Annotated in this window: 12 protein-coding genes; 11 read left to right on the top strand and 1 reads right to left on the bottom strand. The window is 68.7% G+C overall.

Annotated features, from left to right (window positions below):
* The first annotated feature begins 10 nt into the window (after positions 1–10).
* Positions 11–1,426 carry a GGDEF domain-containing protein gene (locus LRM18_RS15325; RefSeq protein ID WP_270954946.1) on the top strand — a complete coding sequence of 472 codons (1,416 nt, stop codon included), beginning with the start codon at positions 11–13 and terminating at the stop codon, positions 1,424–1,426.
* A gap of 95 nt (positions 1,427–1,521) precedes the next feature.
* Here the strand turns inward: LRM18_RS15325 and LRM18_RS15330 are convergent, their stop codons facing one another.
* Positions 1,522–2,736, bottom strand: a complete 1,215-nt coding sequence (locus tag LRM18_RS15330; RefSeq protein WP_270954947.1) for an MFS transporter — start codon at positions 2,734–2,736, stop codon at positions 1,522–1,524.
* A 78-nt stretch (positions 2,737–2,814) separates the two neighbouring features.
* Here LRM18_RS15330 and LRM18_RS15335 point away from each other — a divergent pair, with 78 nt between their 5' ends.
* The 10 genes from LRM18_RS15335 to LRM18_RS15380 all read left to right on the top strand — a co-directional run bounded on the left by LRM18_RS15335 (position 2,815) and on the right by LRM18_RS15380 (position 11,897).
* On the top strand, positions 2,815–3,264 hold the full coding sequence (locus LRM18_RS15335; protein ID WP_164688206.1) for a helix-turn-helix domain-containing protein: 450 nt from the start codon (positions 2,815–2,817) through the stop codon (positions 3,262–3,264).
* Between the two features lie 73 nt (positions 3,265–3,337).
* Positions 3,338–4,462 carry a metallophosphoesterase gene (locus LRM18_RS15340; RefSeq protein WP_270954948.1) on the top strand — a complete coding sequence of 375 codons (1,125 nt, stop codon included), beginning with the start codon at positions 3,338–3,340 and terminating at the stop codon, positions 4,460–4,462.
* 132 nt (positions 4,463–4,594) lie between these two features.
* Complete coding sequence (locus LRM18_RS15345) at positions 4,595–5,278, top strand: response regulator (RefSeq protein WP_270954949.1); 684 nt, start codon at positions 4,595–4,597, stop codon at positions 5,276–5,278.
* The gene (locus LRM18_RS15350) at positions 5,275–6,654 is read left to right on the top strand and encodes a sensor histidine kinase (protein ID WP_049464872.1); all 1,380 of its coding nucleotides are present in this window, start codon (positions 5,275–5,277) and stop codon (positions 6,652–6,654) included. Before LRM18_RS15345 ends, LRM18_RS15350 begins: the two co-directional genes overlap by 4 nt.
* A gap of 80 nt (positions 6,655–6,734) precedes the next feature.
* On the top strand, positions 6,735–7,571 hold the full coding sequence (locus tag LRM18_RS15355; RefSeq protein WP_130768595.1) for an alpha/beta fold hydrolase: 837 nt from the start codon (positions 6,735–6,737) through the stop codon (positions 7,569–7,571).
* Between the two features lies 1 nt (position 7,572).
* Positions 7,573–7,932 (top strand): EamA family transporter, encoded by a 360-nt coding sequence (locus tag LRM18_RS15360; protein ID WP_014646430.1) that lies wholly within the window; start codon positions 7,573–7,575, stop codon positions 7,930–7,932.
* Complete coding sequence (locus LRM18_RS15365) at positions 7,929–8,327, top strand: DMT family transporter (protein ID WP_064237949.1); 399 nt, start codon at positions 7,929–7,931, stop codon at positions 8,325–8,327. The genes LRM18_RS15360 and LRM18_RS15365 overlap by 4 nt, the downstream gene beginning before the upstream one ends.
* A 10-nt stretch (positions 8,328–8,337) precedes the next feature.
* Positions 8,338–9,546 (top strand): DegT/DnrJ/EryC1/StrS family aminotransferase, encoded by a 1,209-nt coding sequence (locus tag LRM18_RS15370; RefSeq protein ID WP_270954950.1) that lies wholly within the window; start codon positions 8,338–8,340, stop codon positions 9,544–9,546.
* A 168-nt stretch (positions 9,547–9,714) separates the two neighbouring features.
* On the top strand, positions 9,715–10,431 hold the full coding sequence (locus LRM18_RS15375; protein ID WP_270954951.1) for an MtnX-like HAD-IB family phosphatase: 717 nt from the start codon (positions 9,715–9,717) through the stop codon (positions 10,429–10,431).
* A 65-nt stretch (positions 10,432–10,496) separates the two neighbouring features.
* Positions 10,497–11,897: an aminotransferase class III-fold pyridoxal phosphate-dependent enzyme gene (locus LRM18_RS15380; protein ID WP_005408663.1), complete on the top strand. Its 1,401-nt coding sequence runs from the start codon at positions 10,497–10,499 to the stop codon at positions 11,895–11,897.
* Positions 11,898–11,904: the final 7 nt, after the last annotated feature.

Consider the following 11,904-nt stretch of genomic DNA (forward strand, 5'->3'; position numbering starts at 1 on the left):
AGAGAACGACGTGGAAACACCCCAACTGGACGACGCCAGCCAGCCGCTGGCCGACGCCTGGCAGCAGTGCCTGCTGCAGGCCGGCCCCACCGCCACCGCGCTGCTGCACGCCGCCGCTGCCGATGCGCCACCTGCGCTGGCCCAGCGCTTCTATGACGTCCTGTTGCAGGACCCGCGCGCGCGCCGCTTCCTGTCCCACGACCAGGTCAAGCAGCGCCTGCAGCCGGCCATGCAGCGCTGGCTGGTGCAGCTGCTGACCACGGGTGCCGACGGCATTGCCAGCGCGGTTGCCTCGCAACGGGTGATCGGCGATGTGCATGCCCGGGTCGGCATTCCGGTCGACCTGGTCACCCGCGGCGCGCGCGTGCTCAAGCACGACCTGTTCGTGCGCCTGCGCGACGACGCGCCCGACAGTGCCACCGCGTTCGCCGCCATCGACTGCCTCAGCGCGATCATGGACATCGCCATGGAAGGCATGACCCTGGCCTACACCCATGCACGCGAGCGCTCGACCCGTGCCGATGCGGCATACCGCCTGTTCTCTCTGGTGCAGAACGTCGGCGCCGAACGCGAGCGCCAGCGTGCATTGCTGCTGGACTGGGAGAACGCCCTGCTCTACGCGCTGGCCGGCCATGTGCAGGCCAGTGACAGCGCCCGCCTCGCCACCTCGGAATTCGGCCTGTGGTTCACCCACAAGGGGATTCCCAGTTTCGGTGAGAGCAGCGAGACCCAGCAGGTCGGCCAGTTGATGTCCCGCATCGACAGCCATCTCCAGCGCGCACGCAGCGATGAGCCGGCGCAGCGCCTGGCGGTGCTGCCTGCCATCCGCGAGGACCTGGCGGCCATCCGCACCCTGATGACGCTGCTGTTCGAGCGCATCGGCGAACTGGACGCCGGCAGCGACGCACTGACCAACCTGCTCAACCGCCGCTTCCTGCCCACGGTCCTGCGCAGGGAGATCGAGCTGGCCACGCGCAATCGCACGCCGTTCTCGCTGCTGCTGCTCGACCTGGATCATTTCAAGGCGATCAACGATGGCCACGGCCACGATGCCGGCGACCGCGCATTGCAGCACGTGGCTGGTCTGCTCGGCCAGCTGACACGCGGCAGCGACTACCTGTTCCGCTATGGCGGCGAGGAGTTCGTGGTGGTGCTGGTGGCGGCGAGCGAATCGCAGGCGACCGTGATCGCCGAGAGCCTGCGCCGGCAGATCGCACAATCGCCCGTTGCGCTGGCCAATGGCCAGGTGCTGGCACTGACCGCCAGTATCGGCGTGGCTGGCCATGACGGCCATCCGGACTACGAGCGGCTGATGGCACGGGCCGATGCAGCGATGTACGAGGCCAAGCGCAGCGGCCGCAACCGCGTGGTGGTGGCCAGCGAGGCACTGCAGGAAGAACCGGGACGGCGGGCATTGCAGCGGTAGCCCGACGCGGACGGCAACCCAGGTGTAGAGTCGACTGCCAGTCGACTATCGCGCGCAGCGCGGAGCTTTTCGCCGTCGGAACGAAGAGCAGTCGACTAACAGTCGACTCTACCGGTTCGCGCGCCAGCCGCTGCTTTCACCGCCCCCACCCGCCACGCTGCCCACCACAGCAGGGCGAGCGCCGCGATGCCGGCACCCAGCAGGCACACCGCAGGCCAGCCATGCCGGGCCTGCATCCAGGGCCCGGCCGCCGCACCGGCGCCGCTGCCCACTGCGTAGAACAGCATGTACAGCGCCACCAGGCGTCCATGCTGCTCACCCGGTGCACGCAGCAGCAGCGCCTGGTTCGATACATGCAACGCCTGGCCGCCGAGGTCGAGCACGATCACGCCCAGCAGCAGCCACGGCAGCGACTGCGGCAACCCCAGCAGCGGCCACCAGGCGACCAGCATCAACAGCAACGCGCCAACGCTGACCCGATGCACGAAGCCGCGGTCCATCCAGTGCCCGACCCGCGCCGCCATCAACGCACCGGCCACCCCGGCCAAACCGAGCGCACCGATGGCCGCCGTCGACCAGTGCAGCGGCGGTGCCGACAGCGGCAAGGGCGCCGCCGCCCAGAACACATTGAGCCCGGCAAACAGCAGCAGGGCCAGCGGACCGCGCTCGCGCAAGGTTGGGTCCCGGCGCAGCATGCCCAGCATCGAGCCCAGCAGCTCGCCCCAACGCGGCGGCACCGCCGGTACCGGCACGGCCGGCAGGCGCCGCCACAGCAGCACGGCCAGCGCCGCCATCACCGTTGCCGACAGCAGATAGACCGCTTGCCAGCCGGCAATGGCCGCCACGCTGCCGGACAGCACCCGCGCAAGCAGCAGCCCGATGAACACGCCACCCTGCACCGTGCCCACCACGCGCCCGCGCTGCGCGGGCGCTGCCATCGCCGCCGTGCAGGCGATCAAGCCCTGGGTCAGCGCGGTCCCCAACAACCCGACCAGCAGCATGCCCGACAACAGCCAACTGGCCGTGCGTGCCGCCGCCAGCCACAGCAGCGCGGCCACCAGTGCCGCCAGCTGCACGCGCAACAGGCGCCGCCGGTCCCCTCGATCAGCCAGCGGCAACACGCCCAGCAGTGCCAGCACACTGCCGGCCTGGGTAGCCGCCAGCACGGCACCGGCTGCCGCCCGCTCCAGCGCGAACGCCTGTGCCAGCCGATCCAGCAAGGGCTGCGCGTAATAGACATTGGCGACGCTGGCCCCGGCGGCCACCGCGAGCAGGACCAGCAGGGAGCGTGGAATCGGCATGGCATTCATGGACTGGTTGCATATTGAAACCAGATGCAGGCTAGCCCCATTGGTTTTAAACTGCAACCACATAGAACGGAGACCGCCATGCACGCCGACAGCCCCTGCCCCGTCGCCCGCAGTGCCGACCTGCTTGGTGACCGCTGGGCATTGCTGGTGATCCGCGACGCGTTCGACGGCATCACCCGCTTCGGCGATTTCCAGCGGAGCGTCGGCGCGGCACGCAACATCCTCAGTGATCGCCTGCGCAAACTGGTCGAGGCCGGCATCCTGCAACTGCAACCGGCCTCCGATGGCTCGGCCTACCAGGAATACGTGCTCACCCACGCCGGCCAGGAACTGTTCCCGCTGCTGGTGGCGCTGCGCCAATGGGGCGAGCGCCATCGCTTCGGGGCGGGCGAAGCCCACTCGCAGCTGATCGAATCGGCGACGCGGCGGCCGCTGCCGTACATGCAGCCGCGCGGGCGCGACGGTCAGGCCCTGCAGGCCGCCGCCACGCGTGTGCGCAAACTCAAGGGCGACGGGCGCGGCGCCTGACCCGCCCATTCGCGCACACCGCGATGCGGCGGCGCCGGTTAGCATCGGGTCTTTCCGCCGCTGGATGCCGCCGATGCCGCGCTTTCGCCCTTCCCTGCTGACCGCCCTGCTGCTGCCGCTGCTGGCCTGCGCGACAGCCACGCAGGCGCGCGAGGTCGCCGCGCCCGCCGACCACGTGCGGGCCGATGGCCCGTATGTGTTCCGCCAGGGCGACCAGCTGCAGGCCCAATGGATCTGCGCCGACAAGGTCGAATCGCGCACGCTGGCCACGCAGACCGCAGGCACCGACATCGCCCCACGCTGCGGCTACGAGCACACCGTGCATGTGGCCGCGCCGAATGCGCCTTCGATTTCCGTACTGCCGGCCGCGCCGCGCATCGTCGCGCTGTCCGACATCCATGGCCAGTACGGGCTGCTGGTGCGCCTGCTGCGCGCCCACCAGGTCATCGACGCCCAGGACCGCTGGGCACTGGGCAAGGACACGCTGGTCGTCGCCGGCGATGTGTTCGACCGCGGCCCGCAGGTCACCGAAGCCTTCTGGCTGCTGTATGGCCTGCAGCAGCAGGCCGTTGCCGCCGGCGGTGCGGTGCACTTCGTGCTCGGCAACCACGAGACCATGGTGCTGTACGACGACCTGCGCTACGTCAACCCGAAGTACCTGCGCAGCGCCCAGCTGCTGGGCCGCAGCTACCCGCAGCTGTACGGCAAGGACTCGGTGATCGGCCAGTGGCTGCGCACCCGCCCGGTGCTGCTGAAGATCGGCGACACCCTGTTCCTGCACGGCGGCATCTCGCCCGAGGCGGTGCAGCTGGCGCTGGACCCGGCGCGCACCAACGCGGCCTACCAGGCCTCGCTGGGGCTGCCCAAGGCCGAAGTGAAGGCCGACCCGGCCACCGCACCGCTGTACGACGGCAAGACCAGCCCGATCTGGTACCGCGGTTACTTCGACGGCCGCCTCGACACCGCGGGGGTGCAGGCCGTGCTCGACCGGCTGCAGCTCAAGCGGATCGTGGTCGGCCATACCTCGATGCCACACGTCAGCAGCTTCCACGGTGACCGCGTGATCGCCATCGACAGCAGCATCAAGAACGGCGAGAACGGCGAGCTGCTGTTCATCGACAACGGTGTGCTCAGTCGTGGGCTGCTGGATGGCTCGCGGGTGCCGCTGGCGCTCGGTGAACCGGGCCTGCAGGACTGAATGGCAGGACAGCGTGACGGCGCCGGCAGGTGCCGGCCCGCTCCACCTTCCCCCGGTTTGCGGCTACCCTCGGCAGCCGAGAGGCCTGCCCCGTCCAGCCGGTGGGCCTGACCGTTACAGGAGCCTCCGCGCATGCGCGTACTGATTGCTGAAGACGACCCGGACATCGCCTCCGGCCTGTGCGCCTCGCTGCGCCGGCAGGGGCACGTGGTCGACCACGTCGACAATGGCGCGCACGCCGACGCCGCGCTGGGCTCGACCCAGTACGCACTGCTGGTGCTGGACCTGGGCCTGCCGCAACTGGATGGCCGCGACGTGCTGCAACGCCTGCGCCAGCGCGGCGATGGCGTGGCAGTGCTGGTGGTGACCGCCCGCGACGGCCTGGCCGAGCGCGTGCGCGTGCTCGACCTCGGCGCCGACGACTACCTGGTCAAGCCGTTTGCACTGGACGAATTCGAAGCACGCGTGCGCGCACAGCTGCGCCGGGTCACCAGCAACGGCACCCCGGACCTGCGCATCGGCCGCCTGCGCCTGGACCTGGCCGGGCACCGGGTGTGGATCGACGACCAGTCACTGGAACTGACCGCACGCGAGTTCGGGCTGCTGTCGGCGCTGGCGGTACGCGCCGAGCGCATTGTGTCGCGCGCGCAGCTGGTGGAAGCCCTGTGCGACTGGGGACAGGACCTGACCGACAACGGCCTGGACATCGCCCTGCACCGCCTGCGCCGCAAGCTGCAGCCCGGCGGCATGGGCATCCGCACCGTGCGTGGGCTGGGCTACATGCTGGAAGACGCACAGGACGACAGCGCCCCGTGATCAGCGGCCCCCCGAGCCTGCGCCGGCGCCTGCTCGCCTTCCTGGCGTTGCCGATGCTGGGCCTGCTCATCTTCAACACGATCCTGGCCTATTACGTTGCGCTGGACTATTCCAACCGCATCCACGACCGCAACCTGATCGACGACACGCACTCGTTCGCGCAGATGCTGAGCACCATGCCGGTGACCAGCGATCTGTCACCGCAGGCGCGCTTCCTGATCGAGTACGACCCCGACGGCCACCGCTATTTCAACGTCGACAGCAGCCGCAAGGGCACGCTCAGCGGCAATGCGGACTTCAGCCCGTATGCGCCTTCGCAGGACTGCACCGGCGTGCATCCGGCGCTGTACGACGGCACGCTCAACGGCCAGCAGGTACGCATGGCCACTGTCTGCACGCGGGCGATGAACGACCCGCAGGACGAGCTGGCGGTGACGGTGGCCGAAAGCATGGCCGACCGCCGCCAGCGTGCGCGCGAGATCCTGATGATCATCATCCCGCTGATGACCATGCTGGCGCTGGGCACCGCCGCGCTGGTCTGGTTCGGCGTGACCTACGGCCTGCGCATCCTGACCCCGTTGAGGACCCGCCTGGCGCAGCGCCGGGGCGAACTGGCACCGATCTCCGACGCCGATGTACCCGAGGAGATCCAGCCGCTGATCAGCACCATCGACGACCTGTTTGCCCGCCAGGCGGAAATGATCACGCTCCAGAACCGCTTCATCGCCGACGCCGCGCACCAGCTGCGCTCGCCGCTGGCCGGCATGGCCCTGCACGTGGACCAAGCGCTGGCCCATGGTGACCCGGACACGGTACGCGAGGCCCTGCAGCATATCCGCCGCCTCAACCAGCGTACCGCGCGGGTCAGCACCCAGCTGCTGGCGCTGAGCCGGGCGCAGACCGTTCCGGAAACCGTGGAAGCGCTGGACCTGAGCGAACGGGTGCCGCACTGGGTCGGGATGCGCGTGCCCGAAGCCATCCGCGATGGCATTGATCTGGGGTACCGCGGCAGTCCCCAGCCGCTGCGCATCCTGGGCAACGGTGCCCAGCTGCAGGAGGCACTGGACAACCTGATCGACAACGCACTGCGCTATGCCGGCCGCGATGCGACCGTCACCGTCGGCGTGCACGCGCTGGACGACAATGACGTCGAACTGTACGTGGAGGACAATGGGCCAGGGGTGCCCGAGGATGTGATGCCGCGGCTGGGTGAGCGCTTCTTCCGCGCCCCCGGCACCACCGCCAGCGGCACCGGCCTGGGCCTGGCCATCGCCCATGAAGCGGTGGAGCACCTCGGCGGCCGCCTGACCTTCCTCAACCGTGCCGGTGGTGGCCTGAAAGTTGCCATCACGCTGCCGCTGCTGAAGGCCCCCTGACCCGGACCTGGGGCTGAAAGGCTGGTGAAAATCGCGCTTGCGATCCTGACCTTCCCCACTGCCGCCCCCGGAGCCGCCAGGTGACCCAATCGCATGACTTCTTCCTCCCTGGCGGCCCGCAGGGCGTGCTGCTGGTCCACGGCCTGACCGGCACCCCGGCGGAAATGCGCATGCTGGGCAAGGGCCTGAACAACGCGGGCTTCACCGTACACGGCGTGCAGCTGCCCGGTCATTGCGGCAGCGTGGACGACCTGCTGGCGACCACCTGGGAACAGTGGTACCAGGGCGTGGAAGACGCGGCGGCAAGCCTGCGTGGCAAGGTCGACCAGTTGTTCGTCGGGGGCCTGTCGATGGGTGCGGTGCTGTCGCTGGCGCTGGCCGCGCGCCGCCCCGAGTGGGTGTCCGGGGTCGGGGTGTATGGCGCCACGTTCCGCTACGACGGCTGGAACATTCCCGCCGTGGCCCGCCTGTCGTTCCTGCTGCCGTGGTTCAAGCGCTTCAACATCGGCCGCGACCGCATGTTCATGGAAGAACCACCCTACGGCCTGCGTGACGAGCGCCTGCGCGCGCAGGTCAGCGCCGCCATGCTGTCCGGCGACAGCGCGGCCGCCGGCCTCCCGGGCAACCCCTGGCATGCACTGGCCGAGATGCGCGCCCTGAGCATCTGGACCCGCCGCCACCTGCACCAGGTCACCGCCCCCTGCCTGGTGATGCACGCCCGCGAAGACGACGTGGCCAGCATGGGCAATGCCGAACTGGTGATGTCGCGGGTCAGTGGCCCGGCGGAACTGGTAGTACTGGAAGACAGTTACCACATGATCACGATCGACCGCGAGCGCCGGGAGGTGATCCGCCGCAGCGCGCGCTTCTTCACCGGGATCGGTGAACGCAGCGGCGTGCTCAAGGCGGTGGCCTGAGATGGGGGCACTCGCCACGCTGCTGTGGCTGGCCAATGTCGTGCTCGATACCGGTGGCCAGCTCGCCTTCAAGGCCGCCGCCAGCGACCCGCAGGACGGCGAAGGACTGCAACGCTGGAAACACATGCTCAGCCGACCCTGGCTGTGGATCGGCATCGCCTGCTACGTGCTGGAGTTCGTCGCCTGGATCGCGTTCCTGTCGCTGGTGCCGCTGTCCAAGGGCGTGCTGCTGGGCTCGATCAACATCGTTGCGCTGATGATCGCTGGCCGCATCCTGTTCCGCGAGAAGCTCACGCCATTGCGGGTGACCGGCATGCTGCTGGTCACGGCAGGCGTGGCGGTGGTGGGGGCCGGCTCATGAGGCGCCTGTATGTGATCGGCTTCCCGCTGCTGATGGCCTTCGACACGCTGGCCCAGCTGTGCTTCAAGTACGCCGGTGAGGCGGCCCTGCCGGTCGAGGCCAACACCGCCTGGCTGCTGCGCGTGCTGTCGCAGCCCTGGGTGTACGGCGCCATCCTCGGCTACGTCGGCGCGTTCTTCACCTGGATGAGCCTGCTGCGGCATGCGCCGATCGGCCCCGCATTCGCTGCCTCGCACCTGGAAGTGATCAGCGTGCTGCTGCTGTCGGCGTGGCTGTTGAACGAGCCACTGACCCTGCACCACCTGGTCGGTGCGGTCCTGATCGTGGCCGGCATCGTCTGCCTCGGTCGCGCCGAAGCGGACGACCCGCACAGCCCCGCCGCAAGCACGCCATGAGCGCGCGGCGATGAGCCTGTTCGCGCGCGAACTGCCGCCGACGGCCGGCCTGCCGATGCAGGCCAGCGACTTCCTGCCCGGTGGCGGCGACCTGCGCGAGATCCTGGCCAACCAGCTCGGCACGCCTCCCCTGCAGCTGACCTGTTCCGGTACCCACGCGCTGCTGATCGCGCTGCGCACCCTGCGCAAGCGTGCGCCCAAGCGCGATACCGTGATCCTGCCGGCCTACACCTGCCCGCTGGTGCCGATCGCGGTGCACAGCCTCGGCCTGCGCGTGCAGCTGTGCGATACCCGCCGCGGCCATTTCGACTTTGATCCGGCACAGCTCTCGCGCCTGGCCGATGCGCGCACCTTGGCCATCCTGCCGACCCACCTCGGCGGTCGCATCGCCGATGTCGAACGGGCCTGCGACATCGCCCGCCGCGCCGGGGCCTGGGTCATCGAAGATGCCGCGCAGGCGCTGGGCGCCCGGATCGGCAACAGCAGCGTCGGCCTGCGGGGCGACATCGGATTCTTCAGTCTGGCCGCTGGCAAGGGGCTGAGCCTGCACGAAGGCGGCCTGCTGGTCAGCCGCGATGACGAGCTGCGGGCCGCGCTGGCCGAGCATGCCGCCGAACAGGTGCGTTCCAGCCTGCGCTGGGAGCTGCTTCGCAGCGTGCAGCTGCTCGGCCTTGCCGCCTGCTACCGGCCCTCGCTGCTGTCGCTGGTGTACGGCAATCCCCTGCGCAACGCGTTGCAGCGCGGCGACCTGGAAGAAGCGGTCGGTGACATTTTCCCGCTGGACATACCGCAGCACCGGGTCAGCCACTGGCGGCAGAACATCGGTGCCAACGCGGCGCGGCGGCTGCCTGCGTTCCTGCAGGCTGGGCGACTGCGCGCATTGCAGCTGCGCGTGCAGTTGGCACAGCTGCCGGCGGTGGAGGTGGTCGACGGCCTGGCCGGTACCGGCGGCACCTGGCCGATGCTGATGCTGTTGATGCCCAGCCAACGCGCGCGTGATGCCGCACTGGACGCATTGTGGCCGCGCGGCCTTGGCGCCAGCCGCATGTTCATCCATGCCCTGCCCGACTACGCCTACCTGCGCGGCATCGTGCCGCAGGACGACATGCCCAACGCACGTGACTTCGCCGCACGCATGCTGACCCTCGGCAACAGCGCCTGGCAGACCCGTGAGGAAACCGCGGAGATCCTGCGGGCGCTGGCCGCTGCGCAGCTCTGAAACCGCGGTTTTGAGGGCATTACACCCATTCAGCAAGCGCGATTCCTGAACACTTTCCCCAGCCTGCGGTGCAGGCTTTCAACAGGAAAGGAACACGAAAGGCGGCCTGCCTACATTGAGCCTGCCCCGGCATCGTGCCGGACGTTTCTCTCATCGACGGACCTGCCCATGCGCTGGAGCATCCTGTGTGACTTCGACGGCACCATCAGCCTGGAAGATGTCATCGACTCGCTGCTGGAAAAGTACGGTCAGCCCGGCTGGCAGGCGCTGGAAGAGCAGTGGAAATCGGGCGTGATCGGCTCGCGTGAATGCATGCAGGGCCAGGTGCGGCTGCTGAAGCTGGACCCGGCCACGCTCGACGCACACCTGGACCAGGTGCAGATCGATCCGGGCTTCGCCGACTTTGTCAGCCGCGCCGAACAACTGGGCCTGCCGCTGCGCATCGTCAGTGATGGTCTGGACTATGCGATCCACCGCATCCTCGCCAACCACGGCCTGTCGCGACTGCCGGTGGTGGCCAACCACCTGCGCTGGTGCGAAGACCATTGGGAACTGGAGTCGCCCTACCAGGCCGAAGGGTGCCGCAGCGGGACCTGCAAGTGCACCTGCGCTGCGCAGGCGCGCGCCAACGAAGCCCCCCGCGTGCTGATGATCGGCGACGGCAGCTCGGACTTCTGCGTCTCTGAAGACGCCGACTTCGTGTTCGCCAAGCGCCGCCTGATCACCCATTGCACGAATGCCGGCATCGCGCATGCCGCCATCGATACCTTCCACGATGCAATCGCGCTGTTGCCGCGCCTGCTCGATGGCAGCCTGCTGCAGCCACGTCGCCTCGACGCCAGCCCGCAGCCCGCCGCACTGCCCCTGCTGCTGGCCACCGCCTGAGCCCTCTCCTCCACGCACGCTCCCCTGTTGCGCCCTTCCGAACGTCCTCCACGGAACCGAACTGCATGAACATTTTTGACAAGAACGCCGACGCGGCTGCCTCCGATGCGCAGCTGCTGGCCGACGAAGCCCGCTACAGCTCCTTCGGCGATACCGTCCACTACGTCGACCCGCCGAAGATCTTCCAGCGCGGCGAAGGCAGCTACATGTTCGACGGTGCGGGCGTGCCCTACCTCGACCTGCAGATGTGGTACTCGGCCTGCAACTTCGGCTACAGCAACAAGCGCCTGAACGACGCCCTGAAGGACCAGATCGACACCCTGCCGCAGGTCGCCAGCCAGTACCTGCACCCGACCCGCGTGCAGCTGGCCAAGACCATTGCCGTGGACATGCACGAGAAGTTCGGCCTCGACGGCCGCGTGCACTTCAACGTCGGCGGCGCGCAGGCCATTGAGGACTCGCTGAAGATCGTGCGCAACGCGCGCGGCGGCAAGAGCCTGATGTTCGCCTTCGAGGGCGGCTACCACGGGCGCACCCTGGGTGCATCGTCGATCACCTCCAGCTACCGCTACCGCCGCCGCTACGGCCACTTCGGCGAGCGTGCGATGTTCATCCCGTTCCCGTACCCGTTCCGTCGCCCGAAGGGCATGACTCCGGACGAGTACTCCGACCACTGCGTGTGGCAGTTCGAGCGCCTGTTCGAAAGCGAGTACAACGGCGTGTGGGATCCCAAGGTCGGCCAGGCCGAGTACGCCGCGTTCTACGTCGAGCCGATCCAGGGCACCGGCGGCTACGTCATCCCGCCGCGCAACTTCTTCACCGGCCTCAAGCGCGTGCTGGACAAGTACGGCATCCTGATGGTGGTCGATGAGATCCAGATGGGCTTCTGGCGCACCGGCAAGCTGTGGTCGATCGAGCATTTCGGCGTGACCCCGGACGTGCTGGTGTTCGGCAAGGCGCTGACCAACGGCCTGAACCCGCTGTCGGGCCTGTGGGCGCGCGAGGAGCTGATCAACCCGACCGTGTTCCCGCCGGGCTCCACCCACTCCACCTTCAACTCCAACCCGCTGGGCACCCGCCTGGGCCTGGAAGTGCTGAAGCTGGGCAAGGAAATGGATTACGAGCGCACCGTGCCGGAAAAGGGCGCCTACTTCCTCGACGGCCTGCGTGGCCTGCAGAAGCGCCACCCGGAAATCGGCGACGTCGACGGCCTGGGCCTGGCCCTGCGCGCCGAGATCTGCCAGGCCGACGGCTACACCCCGAACAAGGAACTGCTGGACCGCATGGTCGACATCGGCCTGGCCGGTGACCTGCTGCACGACGGCAAGCGCATGGGCCTCGTGCTCGACGTGGGTGGCTGGTACAAGAACGTGATCACCTTCGCGCCGTCGCTGGACATCAGCTACGAAGAGATCGACCTGGCCATCACCCTGCTCGACCAGGCGCTGACCAAGGCCAAGGGCTGAGGCCGGT

This window comes from Stenotrophomonas sp. PI_27 (assembly GCF_027854495.1).
Lineage (GTDB): Bacteria > Pseudomonadota > Gammaproteobacteria > Xanthomonadales > Xanthomonadaceae > Stenotrophomonas > Stenotrophomonas pavanii.